The organism is Paraburkholderia aromaticivorans, assembly GCF_002278075.1.
Taxonomy (GTDB): domain Bacteria; phylum Pseudomonadota; class Gammaproteobacteria; order Burkholderiales; family Burkholderiaceae; genus Paraburkholderia; species Paraburkholderia aromaticivorans.
This window is the reverse complement of the sequence record NZ_CP022989.1, coordinates 319,732-339,370: the sequence shown is the minus strand read 5'-3', so window position 1 is coordinate 339,370 and position 19,639 is coordinate 319,732. Positions and strand designations below refer to the sequence as shown.

General features: G+C 62.6%; 19 protein-coding genes. 13 read left to right on the top strand and 6 right to left on the bottom strand.

What is annotated here, in order from left to right:
- Positions 1-56: 56 nt before the first annotated feature.
- Complete coding sequence (locus CJU94_RS01470; RefSeq protein ID WP_091796474.1) at positions 57-380, bottom strand: rhodanese-like domain-containing protein; 324 nt, start codon at positions 378-380, stop codon at positions 57-59.
- A 60-nt stretch (positions 381-440) separates the two neighbouring features.
- Positions 441-1,094, bottom strand: coding sequence for a protein-L-isoaspartate O-methyltransferase family protein (locus tag CJU94_RS01465; RefSeq protein WP_095417253.1), 654 nt, complete (start codon positions 1,092-1,094; stop codon positions 441-443).
- A gap of 279 nt (positions 1,095-1,373) precedes the next feature.
- Here CJU94_RS01465 and CJU94_RS01460 point away from each other — a divergent pair, with 279 nt between their 5' ends.
- From CJU94_RS01460 to CJU94_RS01435, 6 genes are all read left to right on the top strand, one after another.
- The gene (locus tag CJU94_RS01460; RefSeq protein WP_095417252.1) at positions 1,374-2,453 is read left to right on the top strand and encodes a LacI family DNA-binding transcriptional regulator; all 1,080 of its coding nucleotides are present in this window, start codon (positions 1,374-1,376) and stop codon (positions 2,451-2,453) included.
- A gap of 3 nt (positions 2,454-2,456) precedes the next feature.
- Positions 2,457-3,944: a sugar ABC transporter ATP-binding protein gene (locus CJU94_RS01455; protein WP_095417251.1), complete on the top strand. Its 1,488-nt coding sequence runs from the start codon at positions 2,457-2,459 to the stop codon at positions 3,942-3,944.
- Positions 3,925-4,938 carry an ABC transporter permease gene (locus CJU94_RS01450; protein ID WP_095417250.1) on the top strand — a complete coding sequence of 338 codons (1,014 nt, stop codon included), beginning with the start codon at positions 3,925-3,927 and terminating at the stop codon, positions 4,936-4,938. Before CJU94_RS01455 ends, CJU94_RS01450 begins: the two co-directional genes overlap by 20 nt.
- 86 nt (positions 4,939-5,024) lie before the next feature.
- The gene (locus tag CJU94_RS01445) at positions 5,025-5,987 is read left to right on the top strand and encodes a substrate-binding domain-containing protein (RefSeq protein ID WP_095417249.1); all 963 of its coding nucleotides are present in this window, start codon (positions 5,025-5,027) and stop codon (positions 5,985-5,987) included.
- An 89-nt stretch (positions 5,988-6,076) separates the two neighbouring features.
- Entirely contained in the window at positions 6,077-7,126 is a 1,050-nt protein-coding gene (locus CJU94_RS01440) for a sugar phosphate isomerase/epimerase family protein (RefSeq protein WP_095417248.1), read from the top strand.
- Positions 7,127-7,159: 33 nt separating this feature from the next.
- On the top strand, positions 7,160-8,311 hold the full coding sequence (locus tag CJU94_RS01435) for a Gfo/Idh/MocA family protein (RefSeq protein WP_095417247.1): 1,152 nt from the start codon (positions 7,160-7,162) through the stop codon (positions 8,309-8,311).
- Positions 8,312-8,350: 39 nt separating this feature from the next.
- On the opposite strand, the gene CJU94_RS01430 is transcribed toward CJU94_RS01435, so the two are convergent.
- The 3 genes from CJU94_RS01430 to CJU94_RS01420 all read right to left on the bottom strand — a co-directional run bounded on the left by CJU94_RS01430 (position 8,351) and on the right by CJU94_RS01420 (position 10,992).
- Positions 8,351-8,611, bottom strand: a complete 261-nt coding sequence (locus tag CJU94_RS01430) for a hypothetical protein (RefSeq protein WP_091796466.1) — start codon at positions 8,609-8,611, stop codon at positions 8,351-8,353.
- 235 nt (positions 8,612-8,846) lie between these two features.
- The gene (locus CJU94_RS01425) at positions 8,847-10,016 is read right to left on the bottom strand and encodes an ABC transporter substrate-binding protein (protein ID WP_091796465.1); all 1,170 of its coding nucleotides are present in this window, start codon (positions 10,014-10,016) and stop codon (positions 8,847-8,849) included.
- Between the two features lie 34 nt (positions 10,017-10,050).
- Positions 10,051-10,992: a CysB family HTH-type transcriptional regulator gene (locus CJU94_RS01420; protein ID WP_091796464.1), complete on the bottom strand. Its 942-nt coding sequence runs from the start codon at positions 10,990-10,992 to the stop codon at positions 10,051-10,053.
- Between the two features lie 219 nt (positions 10,993-11,211).
- On the opposite strand from CJU94_RS01420, the gene CJU94_RS01415 reads away from it, so the two are divergent.
- The 7 genes from CJU94_RS01415 (at position 11,212) to CJU94_RS01385 (ending at position 18,652) form a co-directional block, all read left to right on the top strand.
- Entirely contained in the window at positions 11,212-12,891 is a 1,680-nt protein-coding gene (locus CJU94_RS01415; protein ID WP_095417246.1) for a nitrite/sulfite reductase, read from the top strand.
- Between the two features lie 22 nt (positions 12,892-12,913).
- The gene (locus CJU94_RS01410) at positions 12,914-13,453 is read left to right on the top strand and encodes a DUF934 domain-containing protein (protein ID WP_095417245.1); all 540 of its coding nucleotides are present in this window, start codon (positions 12,914-12,916) and stop codon (positions 13,451-13,453) included.
- Entirely contained in the window at positions 13,450-14,181 is a 732-nt protein-coding gene (locus CJU94_RS01405; protein ID WP_095417244.1) for a phosphoadenylyl-sulfate reductase, read from the top strand. The genes CJU94_RS01410 and CJU94_RS01405 overlap by 4 nt, the downstream gene beginning before the upstream one ends.
- A gap of 108 nt (positions 14,182-14,289) precedes the next feature.
- The gene (gene cysD, locus CJU94_RS01400) at positions 14,290-15,252 is read left to right on the top strand and encodes a sulfate adenylyltransferase subunit CysD (RefSeq protein ID WP_095417243.1); all 963 of its coding nucleotides are present in this window, start codon (positions 14,290-14,292) and stop codon (positions 15,250-15,252) included.
- A 24-nt stretch (positions 15,253-15,276) separates the two neighbouring features.
- Entirely contained in the window at positions 15,277-16,593 is a 1,317-nt protein-coding gene (locus CJU94_RS01395) for a sulfate adenylyltransferase subunit 1 (protein ID WP_011487103.1), read from the top strand.
- Between the two features lie 54 nt (positions 16,594-16,647).
- Positions 16,648-17,403, top strand: coding sequence for a uroporphyrinogen-III C-methyltransferase (cobA, locus tag CJU94_RS01390; RefSeq protein ID WP_095417242.1), 756 nt, complete (start codon positions 16,648-16,650; stop codon positions 17,401-17,403).
- 796 nt (positions 17,404-18,199) lie between these two features.
- Entirely contained in the window at positions 18,200-18,652 is a 453-nt protein-coding gene (locus CJU94_RS01385) for a hypothetical protein (RefSeq protein ID WP_095417241.1), read from the top strand.
- Between the two features lie 613 nt (positions 18,653-19,265).
- Here the strand turns inward: CJU94_RS01385 and CJU94_RS01380 are convergent.
- A complete protein-coding gene (locus CJU94_RS01380) occupies positions 19,266-19,637 on the bottom strand; it encodes a sirohydrochlorin chelatase (protein WP_095417240.1) in 372 nt (123 codons plus the stop codon).
- Between the last annotated feature and the right edge of the window lie 2 nt (positions 19,638-19,639).

Sequence of the window (19,639 nt, the reverse complement as noted above, 5' to 3'; positions counted from 1 at the left end):
AGCGCCGGAACGGCCGTGAACAACGGCCGTTCTAGCCCTTCATTGCGGCTGAATAATCAATAAGTCGGAACCGACGGATCGACCTGACGCGACCATGCGTCGATTCCGCCTTGCAGATTGAACACGTTGGTGTGGCCGCGCGATTCCAGGAACATCGCGACCTGGGCGCTGCGCGCGCCGTGATGGCACACGCATACAATCTGTGCGTCGTCGTCGAGTTCTTCGCTGCGCGCGGGAATTTCACGCATCGGGATCGACACGGCGCCGGCGATGGACGCCGTCTGGATTTCCCACGGCTCGCGCACGTCGAGCAGGACGGGCGCGGGACGCGAAGTGTCGGCGAGCCATTCGGCGAGCGCCGGAGCGGTGAGGTTTTGCATCAGAAGGACATCCAGTTCAGAAGACGGCGGGCAGGCCCGCCGTCCGGGTCGACGCGCCGATCAGAACTTGAAGCGCGAGGGCTGCACGGCGTTGATGAGCGGCTCGACATACGTTTCGAACACGTCGGCAATGCGGTATTGCTTTTCGTCGATACGCGTGATGATCTGTGCCTTCATGACCGGTGCGGTGCCGACGAACGCCGCCAGACGGCCGCCGATCTTCAGATGGTCGAGCACTTCCTGCGGCAGCACCGGCAGGCCGCCCGACACGCAGATCACGTCGTACGGCGCGGCGACGGGCCAGCCGCGGGAAGCGTCGCCGGTGGCGACTTCGGCATTCAGCACGCCGTTGGCGATCAGGTTCGTCTTTGCCAGTTCGGCCAGTTCCGGTTCGATGTCGACCGTCAGCACGTGCTGCGCGCGGTGCGCGAGCAACGCGGCCATGTAACCCGAGCCCGCGCCGATTTCGAGCACGCTTTCGTGTTTCTTCACCGCCAGTTCCTGCAGCACGCGCGCTTCGACGCGCGGCGCCAGCATGTGCTGGCCGGCCGGCAGCGGCACTTCGAAGTCGACGAAGGCGAGGTCGCGATAAACGGCGGGGACGAAGTTTTCACGCTTGACGATCGACAGCAGATTCAGCACGTCCTGGTCGAGCACTTCCCAGGGGCGGATCTGCTGTTCGATCATGTTGAAACGCGCTTGCTCGATGTTCATGGTGGATTCGGCTAGGTGGTTTGGCGAGTTTGCGATAGGCCACTGACCGGGGCCTCGCAAGACAACTCGGCACGCAAGGCACGTCAGGGTAACTGCGGGATTGTACCAAATGACGGCACCGATCCGCGCTCTGGCGGGCAGGGCGCGGGCCGCCGCCGAACCGGGGGGCGGCGTGGCGGTGCCCCGGCGCCCCCGTATTAATCCCTAGTGATCCGTCCTTGCACTTCGCGCGTCGATCGTTCAAAAATGTAATCGATTACATTCTCGAGGCGGGTTCACTTGTCCAGATCGTCGTCCACGAAGGCTCCGGCTGCGGCGTCCGAGGCGCATCCGCGGCCCGGCGCCCAGCCGTCGCGCGGCCCCGCCGAAGGCATCTCGATTGCCGGTGTGGCCGAGCAGGCGGGCGTCTCGGTGGCCACCGTGTCGCGCGTGCTGAACGGCCATGAGAACGTGCGGCCCGCCACGCGCGACAAGGTGCTGGCCGCCATCGACGCCAGCGGCTATCGCGTCAACGAACTCGCGCGCAACCTGCGCACGGCGGAGAGCCGCCTGCTGCTGACCATGGTCCCGGACGTGGGCAACCCTTTTTACGCGGAGATCGTGCGCGGCATCGACAGCGTGGCGCGTCAGCACGGCTACTTCATGCTGCTGTGTGACACGGGGGCCGATCCGGGCCGCGAGCGCAGCTACTTCGATCTGCTGCGCCGCCGCCGCGCGGACGGCGCGATCTGTCTCGATCCGGCCACCATCCAGCAGGCGCTCGGCGAGGCCTCCAGCGCGCTGCCGTGGGTCGCGTGCTGCGAGTTCGACCCCGCAATGGGTGTGCCGTACGTGGGCATCGACAACTACCGGGCCGCCGGCGACGCAGTCAGGCATCTGCTCGCGCGCGGCCACCGCCGCATCGGCCTGATCAATTCCGATGTCGACTACCTGTACGCGCGTCAGCGCCAGCAAGGCTATCTGGACGCGCTGACCGAAGCGGGCATTACGCCGGACGAACGCTGGCGCATGAACCTGAACAGCCTCGATTACGCGGCGGGCGCCTCGGCCGCGGCTACGCTGATGAGTCAGCCGCAGGCGCCGAGCGCGATCTTCGCGGTCTCCGATACGTTGGCGATCGGCGTGATTCACGGCTTGCGCAGCGTCGGCAAGCGCGTGCCGGACGACATCGCGGTGGTCGGCTTCGACGATATCTCGCTTGCCGCGCAGGTCGATCCGCCGCTCACCACCATCGCGCAGCCCATGCGCGAACTGGGCGAAACCGCCGCGCGCCTGCTGCTGCAGCGGCTCGCCAATCCGTTGGCGAACGTGCCGGGCGTGCTGTTGCCGCATCGGCTCGTGATTCGCGGGAGCGCCTGAGTCATGAGCCTCGCGATCCGTTTCGACGATATCCGCAAAGACTTCGGGCCCGTGCGCGTGCTGCACGGCGTGAGCTTCGAACTGACGCCGGGCCGCATCTACGGTCTGCTCGGCGAGAACGGCGCGGGCAAATCGACGCTGATGAAAATCCTCGCCGGCTATGAAACCGCCACGTCGGGCGGCTTGATGATCGATGGCCACCCGCAGCAGTTCGCCGGTTCGCGCGACGCCGAAGCGCAAGGCATCGTCCTGATCCACCAGGAGTTCAATCTCGCCGAGCATCTGACCATCGCGCAGAACATGTACCTCGGCCATGAAAAGAAGCGCGGCTGGTTCGTCGACGATGCCGCGATGAACAGCGAGGCCGCCCGTTATCTCGCGCAGGTCGGTCTGGAGAAAGCGCCGGACACGAAGGTGCGCGAATTGATCGTCGCGGAAAAGCAGATGGTGGAGATCGCCAAGGCGCTGTCGCGCCGCGCGCGGCTGCTCATCATGGACGAACCGACGGCGACCCTCACGCCGTCCGAAACCGAGCGTCTCTTCACGCTGATGGCGAAGCTGAAGGCCGACGGCGTGACCATCATCTACATTTCACACAAGCTCGACGAAGTGGAGCGCATCACCGACGAAGTGATCGTGATGCGCGACGGCCGCTTCGTCGCCCGCGGCGCAACCGCGGGGCTCGCGCGGCAGCAGATGGCGAACCTGATGGTCGGGCGCGACCTGTCCGATATGTTCCCCGAGAAAATCACCGTGCCCGCCGACGCGCCGGTTGCGCTGAAGGTGCAAGGCCTCGTCGTGCCGGACTGGGTGGAGGACCTGAGCTTCGACGTGCGCGCCGGCGAAGTGCTCGGTTTCGCGGGACTGGTGGGCGCGGGCCGCACCGAGGCGTTCGAGGCGATCATCGGCTTGCGCAAACGCACGGCGGGCCACATTGAAATCGCCGGCCGCCCCGCCGATCTGAAAAGCCCGCGCGACGCGATGCAGCACGGCCTCACCTATCTCAGCGAAGATCGCAAGGGCAAAGGCCTCCATGTGAACCTGAGCCTGCAGGACAACGTCACGCTGATGACGCTCGAACGCTACGCGCATCCGCTGCTGGACATGAAAGCGGGACGCGCCGCGTTGACCAAAGCCGTGAGCGAATTCGGCATTCGCACCGGCGATCTGTCGAGCCGCGCGCGCATGCTCTCCGGCGGCAATCAGCAGAAGCTCGCGCTCGCCAAGTTTCTGCAGCCCGAGCCGAACGTGATCGTACTCGACGAGCCGACGCGCGGCGTGGATGTCGGCGCGAAACGCGACATCTATTTCCTGATCCATCGTCTCGCCGCGCAGGGCCGCGCGGTGATCGTCATTTCATCCGAACTGATCGAGCTGATCGGCTTGTGCCACCGCGTCGCCGTGATGCGCGCGGGACGCCTGCAAGCGACGCTGACGCTCGAGCATCTGACCGAAGAGGAGTTGATCGCCCATGCTACCGGCACCCACTGAAGCCGTCCAATCAGGCCGCGCGTTGCGCTTCGCGCATCGTCTGTACGCGCTCGGGCCGCTGGTCGGACTGATCGCGCTGTGCATTGTCGGCACACTTCTCAACCGCGATTTCGCCACGCTCGACAACATGATGAACGTGCTCACGCGCACGTCGTTCATCGGCATCATCGCGGTCGGCATGACCTTCGTGATCATCTCGGGCGGCATCGATCTCTCGGTCGGCTCGATGGCGGCGCTGATCGCGGGCAGCATGATCTGGCTGATGAACGGGCTCGCGGCGGGCATAGGCGGCCATACGTTCGCGCCTTTGCTGATCGTCACGCTCGGCATCGTGTTCGCGCTCGTGCTCGGCGGTCTGTTCGGCTGCGCGCACGGCCTGCTGATCACCAAAGGACGGATCGAGCCGTTCATCGTCACGCTCGGCACGTTGGGCATCTTTCGCGCGGTGCTGACCTGGCTCGCCGACGGCGGCGCGCTGACGCTCGACAACTCGCTATCCGACCTGTACGGCCCGGTGTATTACGCGAGCCTGTTCGGCGTGCCGGTGCCGATCTGGGTGTTTCTGGTGGTCGCGGCGGGCGGCGCGCTGATTCTCAACCGCACGGCGTTCGGCCGTCATGTGCAGGCAATCGGTTCGAACGAACAGGTCGCGCGCTATGCGGCGATTCGCGTTGATACCGTGAAGATCGTCACCTACGTGCTGCTCGGCATGTGCGTGGGCGTCGCCACCGTGCTGTATGTGCCGCGCCTCGGTTCCGCCACGCCCACTACGGGTTTGCTGTGGGAGCTCGAGGCGATCGCATCGGTGGTGGTCGGCGGCACGGCGCTCAAGGGCGGCGAAGGACGCGTGATCGGCACGGTGATCGGCGCGATCCTGCTGTCGGTGATCGCGAACATTCTGAATCTGACCAGCATCATCAGCGTGTATCTGAACGCGGCGGTGCAGGGCGTGGTGATTATCTTCGTCGCGTTCGTACAACGTGGACGGCGGTAGGGGCGCTGCAATTCGCGCCGCAAATTTGCAATCACGGCGAGTGGAAAATCGGGGCGCACGAACGCCTCACACAAGGAGACACAACCATGAAGCAGGTCATTCGAGCGGTCGGCGCCGGCATGCTGGCGTTGGGGATACTGGGCACGGCGAACATCGCGCGCGCCGACGAAAAGGTCACGCTGGGTGTCGCGATTCCAACAGCCGACCACGGCTTTACGGGCGGCATCGTCTGGTGGGCGAACAAAGCCAAGGCCGATCTGGAGAAAGCCCATCCCGATCTGAAAGTGATCGTGAAGACCGCGGCCGGCGCGCCCGAACAGGCGAACCAGCTGCAGGATCTGGTGACGGTCAACAAGATCAACGCGCTCGTGATCTTTCCGTTCGAATCGGCTTCGCTCACGCAGCCGGTCGCGCAGGTGAAGAAGAAGGGCGTATACGTGACGGTGGTGGATCGCGGCCTGACCGACACCAGCGCGCAAGATGCGTACGTGGCGGGCGACAACACCGCGTTCGGCAAGATCCCCGCCGAGTTTCTGGCGAAGGAGCTGGGCGGCAAAGGCAACATCGTCGCGCTGCGCGGCATTCCGACCACGCTCGATAACGAACGCTGGACTGCGTTCACAACCGTGATCAAGAACTATCCGGATATGAAGATTCTCGACGCGAAGTACGCGAACTGGAATCGCGACGACGCGTTCAAGGTCATGCAGGATTATCTGACTCGCTTCAAGCACATCGACGCCGTCTGGGCCGCCGACGACGACATGGCGGTGGGCGTGATCAAGGCGATCGAGCAGGCCAAGCGCACCGACATCAAGATCGTGTTCGGCGGCGCGGGATCGAAAGGCATGGTGAAGAACGTGATGGACGGCGCGCCGATGATCAAGGCGGACGTGTCGTACTCGCCGAAGTTCATCTACGACGCCATCAAGCTCACGGCCGAGGCGCGCCTGAAGGGCGAGAAGCTGCCGCCCACCACGATCATTCCGTCGGTGCTGATCACGAAGGAAAACGCGCAGCAGTTCTATTTCCCGGACTCGCCGTTCTGAGCTGAGCATTCGGGGCGCGCCGGCGGGCCCGAGCCGGGCCTCGTGCCGCAGCGGCACGGCGAGCGCGCCCCCGTTCGAGGAGCCGTACGATGAAAACCATCAAAGGGCCTGCCATCTTTCTCGCCCAGTTCATGGGCGACGAGGTGCCGTTCGACAACCTCGCGCATCTTGCCGAGTGGGCCGCGAGCCTCGGCTTCAAGGGGATTCAGGTGCCGTGCGACAGCCGCCTGATCGATCTCGAACAGGCCGCGGCGAGCCAGGCGTATTGCGACCAATTGCGCGAGACGGTGGAGAACCTGGGCGTGACGATCACCGAACTGTCCACGCATCTGCAAGGACAGCTCGTCGCCGTGCACCCGGCCTATGACGCATTGTTCGACGGCTTTGCCGCGCCGCAGGTGCGAGGCGATCCGACCGCGCGCACGCAGTGGGCGATCGACCAGATGAAGCTCGCGGCGAAGGCGTCGCAGCGGCTGGGATTGAATACGCACGTGTCGTTTTCCGGGGCGCTGGCGTGGCCGTATCTGTACCCGTGGCCGCAGCGTCCGGCAGGTCTGGTGGAAGCCGCATTCGACGAACTCGCGCGCCGCTGGACGCCGATTCTCGACGCGTTCGACGCAGCGGGTGTCGACGTGTGTTACGAGTTGCATCCGGGTGAAGACCTGCACGACGGCGTGACCTTCGAGCGTTTTCTCGATGCGCTCAAGCAGCACGCGCGCGCCAACATCCTCTACGACCCGAGTCATTTCGTGTTGCAGCAACTCGACTACCTCGCGTTCATCGACATCTATCACGAGCGCATCAAGGCGTTCCATGTGAAGGATGCGGAGTTTCGTCCAAATGGCAGGCAAGGCGTGTACGGCGGCTATAGCGGTTGGGTCGAACGTGCGGGCCGGTTCCGCTCGCTCGGCGACGGGCAGATCGATTTCGGCGCGATCTTCTCGAAGATGGCGCAATACGATTTCCCCGGCTGGGCCGTGCTCGAATGGGAGTGCGCGCTGAAGCATCCGCACGACGGCGCGCGCGAAGGCGCGGAGTTCATTCGCCGCCACATCATCCGCGTGGCCGAGCATGCGTTCGACGATTTCGCGGGAAGCGGTGTGGACGCCGCGCAGTTAAAACGCGTGCTTGGCATCTGACGGCGGCGAGCCAACGCAAAAGGAGCGAGGACGATGGCACAACGAAGGCTCAGGCTGGGGATGGTCGGCGGCGGGCAGGGCGCGTTTATCGGCGCGGTGCATCGGATCGCGGCGCGGCTCGACGATCGGTTCGAACTGGTGGCGGGCGCGCTGTCGTCCGATCCGCAGCGCGCCCAGGCGAGCGCCGCCGAGGCCGGCATCGCGCGCAGCTATGCGGACTGGCGCGAGATGGCGCGCGCGGAGGCCGCGCGCGATGATGGCATCGACGCGGTGGCGATCGTCACGCCGAATCATCTTCACGCGCCGGTGGCGACAGCGTTTCTCGAAGCCGGCATCCATATCGTGTGCGACAAGCCGTTGGCGATTTCGCTGGCCGAAGGCGAAGCGCTGGCGAAACTCGCTCGCGAGAAGAACCGCTTGTTTGCGCTGACGCATACGTATTCGGGCTATCCGTTGGTGCGTCATGCCCGCGAGCTGATCGAACGCGGCGAGCTCGGCGAGATACGCGTGGTGCAGGTCGAATACGCGCAGGACTGGCTGGCCGAACCGATCGAAACGAGCGGCACGAACAAGCAGGCCGGTTGGCGCACGGACCCGGCGTTAGCGGGACCGGCGGGATGCCTCGGCGATATCGGCACGCATGCCTATCACCTTGTCGCGTTCGTCACGGGTATGACGCCGCGCGCGCTGTCCGCGGAAGTGCATACGTTCGTGCCGGGACGCCGCATCGACGATCACGTGCAGGCCATGCTGCGTTATCCGAACGGCGCGCGCGGCATGCTATGGGCGAGCCAGGTGGCGAGCGGCGCGGAGAATGCATTGCGTTTGCGCGTGTATGGGACGAAAGCCGGTTTGAGTTTCGATCAGGAGAATCCCAACGAATTGTGGTTCACGCCGTTGGGCGGCGCGGCTGAGCGTTTGACGCGAGGGCGCGTGAAGAGCGCGATCGCGGCGCATGCGACGCGTGTGCCGCCAGGGCATCCCGAAGGTTATCTGGAAGCGTTCGCGCAGTTGTACAAAGACGCGGCGTTGCAGATCGAAGCGCTGGACGCGGGCCGCGCGTTGCCCGCCGAAAGTCTCTTGCTCACGACGGTGGAAGACGGAGTGTCGGGTTTGCGCTTTATCGAGGCGATGCTCGCGAGTAGCGCGGCGGATGGGCAGTGGCGCGAGCTTGGCAACGCGTGAGGCGTTGATACGGCTATGGGCGCGGAGCAGTCGCCCCGCTCAACCGCCTTTGCTCTTCTTGATCTGCTCTTCGAACGCGATATCCAGCTTGCTGGCCTTACGCGGCTTCGGCGGGCCGAAAGCGTCGACGAATTTGACGAAGTCGTCGAGCGTCAGCGGATCGGAGACTTTCTTGTCCGTGCCGCTCGATTTGTCGACCAGATAGAACAGGCCGCCGGACAGGCTGATCGCGGCGAACTGCGGATTGCCGCTGCGCGTTTTCAGCCGCTCGACGGCGTGGATGGCTCGGGTGGTGCGCATGGTGTGGGACTGCTGATCGGGGGAAAGACTGCTACTTTAGCAATTTCGCAGGCTGAACGCGCCGGCGTCTCAGTCTTGCGGCTTGATTGCGGCCGCAGCCGCAAGTTGCTCCGCAGCCGGTCCCGCTGACTTTCCGCACGGCATATGGCGCCGCCCCGTGTAGCGGAGCCGGCGACGCGATCACGCCGCCGGCACCTGCCGCCCGGCTTTCAGGGCGGTGGTTCCCCTACATGGCTTACTGGCTCAAATAAACAAACTTGCCGTTCCTGATCACGCCCATCACGCTCGCGCGCTGATCCAACCCCACGTGATCCTTCGCGCTCGTGTTGACCACGCCGTTCGGCACGACCAGTTCATGCGCATGTTCCAACTCGTCACGCAGCGCCGTGCGGAACGCCGGCGTGCCCGGCTGCGCCGTCTTCAGCGCGCGGGCCACTGCATCCTGCAAGCGCGGATACACGCCGGCCGCGTCGCCAGCGAACTGCGTCACGCTGCCCGGGCCGTACTTCGCTTCGTATTCGTTCGTGAAGGCGAGCGCCGCTTTCTTCGCCGGATGATCGGCCGGCAGCGTACGCGCCACCACGACCGGCTGGGTCGGGAACAGCGTGCCTTCCACGTCCTTGCCGCCCAGCTTGATGAACTCGGGCGTGGCGATGCCATGCGTCTGATAGATCGGGCCTTTGAAGCCGCGCTCGATCAGTGTGCGTTGCGGCAGCACCGTCGGCGTGCCGGCGCCCGCGATCAGGATCGCGTCCGGCTTGGCGGCCATCAGCTTCAGAATCTGGCCGGTCACGCTCGCGTCGGTACGGTTATAGCGCTCGGTGGCGACCAGCTGGATATGGCGCAGCGCCGCGAACTTGCTGAACTCGTTGAGCCAGCTTTCGCCGTAGCCGTCCGCGAAACCGATGAAACCCACTGTCTTCACGTTGTGGTTCGACATGTAGCGCGTCATCACGTCGGCCATCGCGCTGTCGGTCTGCGCCATCTTGTAGGCCCACACCTTCTTGCCTTCCTGCGGCTCGACCACGCTCGCCGAACCGATCAGCGTGATCATCGGCGTCTGGCTCTCGGCGACCGGGTCGAGCGCGGCCATCGCGGCCGGCGTGATGTTCGGGCCGACGATCACGTCCACGTGGTCTTCGTTGATCAGCTTGCGGATGTTGCGCACGGCGGCGCCCGGGTCGGAGGCGTCGTCGAGGAAAATGTAGTCGGCTTTCTGGCCGGCGATGGTGGCGGGCCACATCAGCATCGCGTTCTTGCTGGTGATGCCGATCACAGCCGCGGGGCCGGTGCTCGACAGGTCAATGCCGACCTTGATGTCGGCGTGTGCAGCGGTGGCGAGCAGGAGCGCGCCAAAACCTAAAGCGGCGGTGAGGCCGCTGAATTTTTTCTTATACGACGTCATCAAAAGGTCTCCGTGGCAAGAAGCGGTGGTGATATCAAAGTTCGTAGGTTTCGTGTTCGCCCTTGAGCGCCTGCTCGATCAGCTTGCGGTTCATGCTCGGCGACAGCAGTTCGACGAGCGTATACACATAGCTGCGCAAATAAGCGCCCTGTTTCAGCGCGACCCGCGTCACGTTGCTGCCGAACAGGTGGCCGACCGGCATGGCGCGCAAATGACGGTCGCGCTCGGCGTTGAACGCGATATCCGCCATGATGCCGACGCCCAGACCCAGTTCCACATAGGTCTTGATCACGTCGGCGTCGATCGCCTCCAGCACGATGTCCGGATGCAGACCACGCAGGCGGAACGCCTCGTTGATCTTGGTGCGGCCGGCGAACGCGTTGTCGTAGGTGATCAGCGGATACTGGGTCAGATCATCCAGCGACAAAAGTTTGCGGTCGAGCAGCGGATGATCCGGCTGCATGACCGCCACGTGGTGCCACTGGAAGCACGGCAGCGAGACCAGCTCCTTATAGTTGGAGATCGCCTCGGTGGCGATGCAGAGGTCGGCCTGGTCGTGGATCACCATTTCGGCGACCTGGGTCGGGCTGCCTTGCAGAATCGAAAGGTGGACCTTGGGAAAGCGCTTCTTGAATTCGGCGATCGCGGCGGGCAGCGAGTAGCGCGCCTGAGTGTGGGTGGCGGCGATCACCAGATTGCCCTGATCCTGTGCCGCGTAATCTTTACCGACCCGTTTGAGGCTCTCGACCTCCTGCAGAATCTTCTCAACCGACTGAAGAATGATGCGCCCCGGCTCGGTCAGCGAGCGCACCCGCTTGCCGTGTCGTGTGAAAATTTCCACGCCGAGCTCGTCCTCCAGCTCGATGATCGCCTTCGAAACGCCTGGCTGGCTTGTAAACAGGGCTTTCGCGGCTTCTGTCAGGTTGAAATTCTGCCGCACTGCCTCACGGACGAAGCGGAACTGGTGTAGGTTCATATATAACCCCTCCGCATATCAAAAGAATTTTTTAGTCGTTTGAAATATAAGGCGAGTTTATTACGATCTGTCCATCTTTTTCAATATGGATATCTGTATTTGTCATAAGCAAATGAGCGATGGGTCTAAACGTTCATCTGCGGCTGCTGACAAAGAGAGGTATTCAAGGCGTGGCGGAACCGGACCGCTGCGTATCACTGCAAAAATTGGGGTCCCCGAATGTACCAATACGATCAGTACGACCAGACCATCGTCGATGAACGGGTCGCGCAGTACGCCGATCAGGTTCGCCGCCGCTTGTCGGGCGAATTGAGCGAAGAGGAGTTTCGTCCGCTGCGCCTGCAGAACGGCCTGTATATGCAGCGTCACGCGTACATGCACCGCATCGCGATTCCTTACGGCAACCTGCGCAGCGACCAGATGCGCGTGCTCGCGCAGATCGCCCGTGAGCACGACCGCGGTTACGGCCACTTCTCGACGCGCTCGAACATCCAGTACAACTGGATCAAGCTCGAAGAAACGCCGGAAATCCTGCGCAAGCTCGCCGCGGTGCAGATGCACGGCATCCAGACCTCGGGCAACTGTATCCGCAACATCACCGCCGACCAGTTCGCCGGCGTCGCGCCGGATGAAGTGGTCGATCCGCGTCCGTGGGCTGAAATTCTGCGTCAGTGGTCGACGTTCCACCCGGAATTCGCGTGGCTGCCGCGCAAGTTCAAGATCGCCGTGTCGGGTTCGAAGGAAGACCGCGCTGCCGTGCAGATTCACGACATGGGCGTGTATCTGCGGAAGAACGAGCAGGGCGAGCTGGTGGCCGACATTCTGGCCGGCGGCGGCATGGGCCGCACGCCAATTATCGGCGCGATCATCCGTAAAGATTTGCCGTGGCAACATCTGCTGACGTACTGCGAAGCCGTGCTGCGCGTGTATAACCGCTACGGCCGTCGCGACAATATGTACAAGGCGCGCATCAAGATTCTCGTGAAGGCGTTGAGCCCGGAGAAGTTCTCGGCGCAAGTCGAAGAAGAATGGCAGCACCTGAAGGACGGCCCTTCGACGCTCACGCAAGCCGAAGTGGATCGCGTGTCGCAATACTTCCAGCCGCCGGTCTACGAAAAGCTCGCGGATACGGACGCTTCGTACGAAAAGCATCTGCTGGAAAACCGCGCGTTCGCCCGTTGGGTCGAGCGTAACGTGCGTCCGCACAAGGTGGCGGGCTATTCGTCCGTCACCCTGTCTCTGAAGCCGACCACGATCGCCCCCGGCGATGCAACGGACGCGCAGATGGAAGCGGTCGCCGATTGGGCCGACGAGTACTCGCTCGGCGAAATCCGCGTGTCGCACGAACAGAATCTGATTCTGGCCAACGTCAAGAAGCGCGACCTGTTCGCGCTGTGGGAAAAGGCCAAGGCGCAAGGTTTCGCGACGCCGAACATCGGTTTGCTGACCGACATCATCGCGTGCCCGGGCGGCGACTTCTGCTCGCTCGCGAATGCGAAGTCGATTCCGATTGCGCTCGCCATTCAGGAGCGTTTCAACGATCTGGACTACGTGTACGACCTGGGCGATGTGTCGCTGAACATTTCGGGCTGTATCAATGCGTGCGGTCACCACCACATCGGCAACATCGGCATTCTGGGCGTCGATAAGGACGGCTCGGAGTGGTATCAGGTGACGCTCGGCGGCGAGCAGGGTACGGGCGCCACTGGTGCGCACCTCGGCCGCGTGATCGGCCCGTCGTTCTCGGCGGAAGAAATGCCGGACGTGATGAGCAAGGTGATCGATACGTTCGTGGAAAACCGTCACGAAGGCGAGCGCTTCATCGAAACGTATAACCGCATCGGCATCACCCCGTTCAAGGAACGTGTGTACGCCTCGCGTCAACCGGCTCACGCGTAACCGCGAAAAGGATACTGAACAGATGGCTTCTATCATCAAGAATCGCGCGATCGTCAACGATGACTGGACGGTCGTGCGCCCGGCGGAAGACGGCACGCTGCCCGCGGTGAACGAATTGCCCGCAGGCAAGGTGCTGGTGCCGCTCGCGTTGTGGCAGGCTGAGCGCGATGCGCTGAGCGCTTCGCGCAGTGCCGCTGAAATCGGCGTGTGGCTCGCGCCGGACAGCGAGCCGGCGGATATCGTCGCCGACTTCGACAAGCTCGCGCTGATCGGCGTCGACTTCCCGGTGTTTCGCGACGGCCGCGGCTATAGCATTGGCCGCCTGCTGCGCGAGCGTTACGGCTACAAGGGCGAACTGCGCGCGATCGGCGACGTGCTGCGCGATCAGCTCGCGTTCATGTTCCGTTGCGGCTTCGACGCTTACGCGCTGCGCGCCGATAAAGACTTCGACGACGCGCTCAAGGCGTTCGACGAATTCAGCTTCAACTACCAGGGCGCGGTGAATTCGTCGCCGCTGTTCCGCCGCCGCGAAGCGGGCGAATTGGCGAAGGCGTCGGCATGAGCGAAGTCCAAGCCCTCACGCCGGAACTCGCCGCGAAGGTCGAGCGCCTCGATGCGCTGCTCGATTCGATCGCCGCGCGTCACGCGAACGTCAAGCTCGCCAGCAGCCTCGCAGCGGAAGACATGCTGCTCACGCACGCGATCCTGTCGCGTGGCGTGAAGATCGGCATCTTCTCGCTGAACACGGGCCGCTTGCATGCGGAAACGCTGGGCATGCTCGATCGTGTGAAAGAGCGCTACGGTTACGACATCGAACAGTTTCATCCGCAAGCCGCCGCGGTCGAGGAATACATCGGCTCGCACGGTCTGAACGCGTTTTATGAAAGCGTCGATCTGCGCAAGCGCTGCTGCGAAATCCGCAAGGTCGAGCCGTTGAACCGCGCGCTGTCGGATGTCAGCGCATGGGTCACGGGCCAGCGCCGCGAACAGTCGGTCACGCGTGCCGAGCTGCATGAGGAAGAGCACGACGCCGCGCGCAATATCGCCAAGTTCAATCCGCTGACCGACTGGACCGAGGCCGAAGTGTGGGCCTACCTGAAAGCGTTCGATGTGCCGGTCAATCCGCTGCATGCGCGCGGCTACCCGAGCATCGGCTGCGAGCCGTGTACGCGCGCCGTGCGTCCCGGCGAAGATAGCCGGGCAGGGCGCTGGTGGTGGGAGTCGCGCGATACGAAGGAATGCGGACTGCACATCACGACGATTACGCCGATCGCAAACGCCTCGGCCTGAAGTTTGAGCGAAGGGGCCTTGGTTTTCGGCCCGAACACCGCACATACCGATGAATACCTCCGCGACGCGAGCAACCGCTTGCGACGCGAACCAACGAAGGACCCAGATATGAGCACCACGCTCGATTCCACTGTGAACGCACCGCTCGCCAACACGGCAAACCGTATGGATCACCTCGATTGGCTCGAAGCCGAGTCGATTCACATCCTGCGCGAACTGGTTGCCGAGTGCAGCAAGCCCGCGCTGCTGTTTTCGGGCGGCAAGGATTCGGTCGTGGTGCTGCACCTCGCGCTGAAGGCCTTCGGTATCGGCGCGAATCGCAAGACCGTGCTGCCGTTTCCGCTCGTGCATATCGACACCGGCCACAACTACGAGGAAGTGATCGACTTCCGCGATCGTCGCGCGAAAGAGATCGGCGCCGAACTCGTGGTGGGTCACGTCGAAGAGTCGATCAAGCGCGGCACGGTGCGTCTGCGTCGTGAAACGGATTCGCGCAACGCCGCGCAAGCCGTGACGCTGCTCGAAACCATCGAACAATATGGCTACACCGCGCTGATCGGCGGCGCGCGCCGCGACGAAGAAAAGGCCCGTGCGAAAGAACGGATCTTCTCGTTCCGCGACGAATTCGGCCAGTGGGATCCGAAGGCGCAGCGCCCGGAACTGTGGAGCCTGTACAACGCACGCCTGCATAACGGCGAACACCTGCGCGTGTTCCCGATTTCGAACTGGACCGAACTCGACGTGTGGCAGTACATCGCCCGTGAAAAGCTCGAACTGCCGTCGATCTACTATGCGCATCAGCGCGAGATCGTGCGCCGCAATGGTCTGCTCGTGCCCGTCACCCCGCTTACACCGATGCGTGAAGGTGAAGTCAGCGAATCGGCGCTGGTGCGTTTCCGTACCGTCGGCGATATCAGCTGCACGTGCCCGGTGGAAAGCGATGCGGATGATCTCGAGAAGATCATCGCTGAAACGGCCGTGACCGAAATCACGGAACGCGGCGCGACGCGGATGGACGATCAGGTCTCCGAAGCCGCGATGGAACAGCGTAAGAAGCAAGGTTATTTCTAAGCACACGACGAGGGTAAAGTAATCATGAGCGGTATTCACCAACCAGAAGACCTCGGCGTGCTGCGTTTCATCACTGCGGGCAGCGTCGACGACGGCAAGAGCACGTTGATCGGCCGCCTGCTGTACGACAGCAAGGCCGTATTAAGCGATCAACTCTCGGCACTGTCGCGCGCAAAGAATAAGCGCACCGTTGGCGACGAAATCGACCTGTCGCTGCTGACGGACGGCCTCGAAGCCGAACGCGAGCAGGGCATCACGATCGATGTCGCGTACCGTTACTTCGCGACGGCGAAGCGCAAGTTCATCATTGCGGATACGCCGGGCCACGAGCAGTACACGCGCAATATGGTGACGGGCGCATCGACCGCGCACGCGGCGATCATTCTCGTCGACGCGACGCGCGTGACGTTTGTGGACGGCGTCGCGCAACTGCTGCCGCAAACCAAGCGTCATAGCGCGATCGTCAAGCTGCTGGGTTTGCAGCACGCGATTGTCGCGATCAACAAGATGGACCTGGTCGATTACAGCGAGCAGCGCTTCAACGAGATTCGCGACGCGTATGTCGAACTCGCGCGTCAACTCGGCTTGAACGATGTGCGCTTCGTGCCGGTGTCGGCGCTCAAGGGCGACAACATCGTGACGGCGAGCGAAAGCATGCCGTGGTACGCGGGCGAGCCGCTGCTGGACCTGCTCGAAGCATTGCCGGTCGAAGTGCCGACGGGTCAGGCGCTGCGTTTCCCGGTGCAATGGGTGGCGCGTCAGGATGGCAGCCAGGCCGACGATTTCCGCGGCTACATGGGCCGTGTGGAAGCCGGCGAGGTGAAGCTCGGCGACACGATCGTCGTGTTGCCGGCCAATCGTGAAGCGACGGTTGCTGAAATCATCGCGCCGGTGCCGGGCGGCACGGCAGCGGTAGACCGCGCGTTCGCCGGTCAAACGGTGACGATCCGTCTGGCGGAAGACGTCGACGTGTCGCGCGGCGACACCTTCGTGCTGCGCGAAGCGGCGCCGGAACCGGCGAAGAAGCTCGAAGCCGACCTCTGCTGGTTCGACGACACGCCGCTGTCGACACAACGCAAGTATCTGTTGAAGCAGACCACCAACACGGTGTTCGCGCGGATCGGTGCGATCAAGGAAGTGCTCGACGTGCATACGCTGTCGCAGGCGACCGATCGCAAGGAACTGACGATGAACGATATTGGCCGTGTGGCGCTGACGTTGCAGAAGCCGCTGGTGTGCGATGTGTACGACTCGCATCAGGGCACGGGTGCGTTCGTGCTGATCGATGAGGCGACGCATCACACCGTTGCGGCGGGGATGATTCGGGCGTTTTCGGCTTAAGCGCTTGGCACGTCACTGCGTCGTGCTGGCGACCTAACAGGCAGGTTTAGGCAAATGGGTAAGGTTTATCTGATCGGCGCAGGGCCGGGTGCTGCGGACCTGATTACGGTGCGTGGCGCGCGGCTGCTCGGTTTGGCCGATGTCGTGCTGCATGATGCGCTCGTTGAGCCGGCTATGTTGGACTATGCGCCTTCGCATGCGCGGCGGATTGCTGTTGGGAAGCGTTGTGGGCAGTTGTCGACCGCGCAGCAGTTCATCAACAAGCAGATTGTGGATGCTGCTTTGGAGCATGACGTGGTCGTGCGCCTTAAAGGCGGCGATCCGATGTTGTTCGGGCGCGCTGATGAGGAAATGCGGGCGCTCGAGGCTGCGGGCATCGAGTATGAGGTTGTGCCTGGGATTACGGCGGCTCTCGCGAGCGCTGCCTCTTTGAAACGGTCGCTGACGTTGCGGGGGGTGTCGCGCAGCGTTGCGTTGGCTACTTTTAGTCGGGCGCCTGGGTCTGAGGAGATTCGCGAGCAGGTTAATGCGGATTCTCTGGTGTTTTATATGGGCCGGGATAGTGGGGTTGAGATTGCGCAGCAGTTGATTGAGGCTGGGCGGTCTGTTGCCACGCCTGTGGCTATTGTTGAGGCTTGTTCTACTGCTCGTGAGCGGATGCTTTCGCTTACTCTTGAAGAACTGGCCGCTGGCGATGCGCAGAAGTGGGTTGATGCTTCTCAGCCTAGTCTGCTGATGATTGGCGAGGCTTTTGCTGCGCGGCAAGGTGGGGTGGTTCGCTCCGCGGGTGGGTTGTTGGTCGCGGCTTGAGGTTTCTCCTTGCTGCTGTGCGCTTCGCTTGTTGGGTGCTTTTGCGGCTTTGGCCTTTCCTTGATTTCTTAATGGTTGATTAGCGTTGCCCCTGTGCGGGGCGGCACCTACTTTTCTTTGCCGGCCGCAAAGAAAAGTAGGCAAAAGAAAGCGGCTCACACCGCTAGCTCATAAGCGGGTCCCCCGCGCAGTCGCGGTAGTGGCGCATCTGGAATCTGGGTTCTCGCACATTACGCGCTCGTGACACAGCAGTCATTCTTCCGGCGGCGCTGCGCGCGCCGTCGCGGTCGTTTTCCAAACAATCACTCTGGGTTTTTTCGCCAAGCCTTCTCGGTGCCCTGGGACGTCTGGTCGCACATTCCGCCTTGGTGACAAAGCCTTCATTCTTCTCGTGGCATTGCGCGTGCCCAACGCGGTCGTTTAGCAAATAATCCCCTCGTTTTTCTCTGACGTTTCTTCGGCGCTGTAGTCTTGTATTCGCCTGGACGATTCGGAAACTTCGGAAATGTTGGCCGCGCGCGCCTTTTAGCTCGTGCGGGCGATCACTCGCGACGAGAGACGTTTAAACTCAATTCGCCGTCAACACAGCGACGGCCAGGCTTGGCGGCCTGCTACCAAACACGCGCCTGCTTTGGCGGGGCGTGTGTCTATCTCAGCACGTCTTATGGGCGGGCCGTGATGGGGAGGCCTTCGGGCCTGCCGGTTTGGTAACGGCCGCCAACCTTGTCACTGTGCCCGCTCACCACTTTACAAACGCGAGCCGGGCGATCCAGTTAAGTTTCAGGGAGATCGCGCCATGAGTAAATCCGCCAAGCATTCACGCATCACGTCGCGCCCACCCGTTGACGCACTTCAATACGAAAAACTGGCCTTATCCGCATTCGGACTGGTTGAACGGCAGCTAAGCCAGCTGGACAAACTGGTCACGCTTGCGGCTTCGATAGTTAGGAATCCGGCTATAACGCGGGAAGAAAGACACCGACAGCGGAGATTGCTGGAAGTGCTGGTGGACACAGTCGAGGACTACCAACGCGAAGTCGAGAATGACCGTGAGTTATACCAGGTGATCGCGCTCGATTCGAAGGGCATTCCTCAAAACCGCATTACTGCGCGCCACGCAGCAGACCTTCTGGATAAGGCGACGCGGACAGCAACAGATAGCCGTGAACGTACGGGCGCGAAGAGAGTGATGGCGAATGGGCAGGGGCGATTCAAAACGGTCACGCGTCGTACCGCGACAGCACACTGACAGCGGCTCAAGGCTCAAGGCTCAAGGCTCAAGGCTCAAGGCTCAAGGCTCAAGGCTGACGGCTGACGGCTGACGGCTCTGAACTCTGAACTCTGATCGAAGCGCGGGTCCCAAATGTGAGGTAACGCGCAGCGTATGCGCCTGAAGTGTTCGAGATACCTGCTCAACGGCGTCAGCGCTGGCAAGCGAACGTTAGCTGATTCTGCGTCAACGCTTTTCAACGCGACCACGCTTAGTACCGGGGACAAATCTTGGCGATCGGAGGTTTTCAACGGCAACTCGCCGAGGCGAAGCCGACGGCCCCCACCACGCCAAGAAAATCCAGCGGGTTTGAGCAAACCCTTCCGACGAGCGCGGAGCGCGAGGCGGGAAGAATGAGCGCCTTGTCACGAAAGTGGAGTGTGCGAGGGCGCGGATTCCAGATGCGCCACTCCCGTGGCTGCGCGAGAGACCCACTTAAGAATTAGCGGTGTGAGCCGCTTTCTTTTGCCTACTTTTCTTTGCGGCAGGCAAAGAAAAGTAGGTGCCGCCCCGCACAGGGGCAACACTAATAGACCACTAACAAAGCAAGGAAAGGCCAACGCCCCGAGAGGCACAAACAGCCCAAACCCAATCAAACCTGCCGCAGACAATACTGAGCCACAGCATCCAAAACCGCCTCATCCTCCCCCACAGCAACAGCGCACTTAATGCGAACAGAAGGATGCAACGCCTGGCATTGCTCAATGACAAGAGGCAGATCTTTCCTAACATGCCCCCCTTGCCCAAAAAACACCGGCACAACGGTAACCACATCACAGCCCTGAGCGACAAGCTCACCCAAAGCCGTAGGCAAATCCGGCTCCATCAACTCGAGAAACGCCAACGCCACAGGCCGTGCGCCAGCAGAAGCCTCCCGCAACTTGACAGCCAACCGCTCAAACGGCTCCCGCCACCGCACATCCCTCGCGCCATGCCCAAACAGAACGATACCGTGCATAGCCATAG

What these genes read in the sequence shown, in the direction of transcription:
- CJU94_RS01420 (WP_091796464.1), bottom strand. Translation starts at nt 10,992, where the DNA reads ATGAACCTACACCAGTTCCGCTTCGTCCGTGAGGCAGTGCGGCAGAAT.
- CJU94_RS01430 (WP_091796466.1), bottom strand. Translation starts at nt 8,611, where the DNA reads ATGCGCACCACCCGAGCCATCCACGCCGTCGAGCGGCTGAAAACGCGC.
- CJU94_RS01415 (WP_095417246.1), top strand. Translation starts at nt 11,212, where the DNA reads ATGTACCAATACGATCAGTACGACCAGACCATCGTCGATGAACGGGTC.
- CJU94_RS01470 (WP_091796474.1), bottom strand. Translation starts at nt 380, where the DNA reads ATGCAAAACCTCACCGCTCCGGCGCTCGCCGAATGGCTCGCCGACACT.
- CJU94_RS01380 (WP_095417240.1), bottom strand. Translation starts at nt 19,637, where the DNA reads ATGGCTATGCACGGTATCGTTCTGTTTGGGCATGGCGCGAGGGATGTG.
- CJU94_RS01440 (WP_095417248.1), top strand. Translation starts at nt 6,077, where the DNA reads ATGAAAACCATCAAAGGGCCTGCCATCTTTCTCGCCCAGTTCATGGGC.
- CJU94_RS01385 (WP_095417241.1), top strand. Translation starts at nt 18,200, where the DNA reads ATGAGTAAATCCGCCAAGCATTCACGCATCACGTCGCGCCCACCCGTT.
- CJU94_RS01450 (WP_095417250.1), top strand. Translation starts at nt 3,925, where the DNA reads ATGCTACCGGCACCCACTGAAGCCGTCCAATCAGGCCGCGCGTTGCGC.
- cysD (WP_095417243.1), top strand. Translation starts at nt 14,290, where the DNA reads ATGAGCACCACGCTCGATTCCACTGTGAACGCACCGCTCGCCAACACG.
- CJU94_RS01465 (WP_095417253.1), bottom strand. Translation starts at nt 1,094, where the DNA reads ATGAACATCGAGCAAGCGCGTTTCAACATGATCGAACAGCAGATCCGC.
- CJU94_RS01395 (WP_011487103.1), top strand. Translation starts at nt 15,277, where the DNA reads ATGAGCGGTATTCACCAACCAGAAGACCTCGGCGTGCTGCGTTTCATC.
- CJU94_RS01445 (WP_095417249.1), top strand. Translation starts at nt 5,025, where the DNA reads ATGAAGCAGGTCATTCGAGCGGTCGGCGCCGGCATGCTGGCGTTGGGG.
- CJU94_RS01405 (WP_095417244.1), top strand. Translation starts at nt 13,450, where the DNA reads ATGAGCGAAGTCCAAGCCCTCACGCCGGAACTCGCCGCGAAGGTCGAG.
- CJU94_RS01455 (WP_095417251.1), top strand. Translation starts at nt 2,457, where the DNA reads ATGAGCCTCGCGATCCGTTTCGACGATATCCGCAAAGACTTCGGGCCC.
- CJU94_RS01425 (WP_091796465.1), bottom strand. Translation starts at nt 10,016, where the DNA reads ATGACGTCGTATAAGAAAAAATTCAGCGGCCTCACCGCCGCTTTAGGT.
- cobA (WP_095417242.1), top strand. Translation starts at nt 16,648, where the DNA reads ATGGGTAAGGTTTATCTGATCGGCGCAGGGCCGGGTGCTGCGGACCTG.
- CJU94_RS01410 (WP_095417245.1), top strand. Translation starts at nt 12,914, where the DNA reads ATGGCTTCTATCATCAAGAATCGCGCGATCGTCAACGATGACTGGACG.
- CJU94_RS01435 (WP_095417247.1), top strand. Translation starts at nt 7,160, where the DNA reads ATGGCACAACGAAGGCTCAGGCTGGGGATGGTCGGCGGCGGGCAGGGC.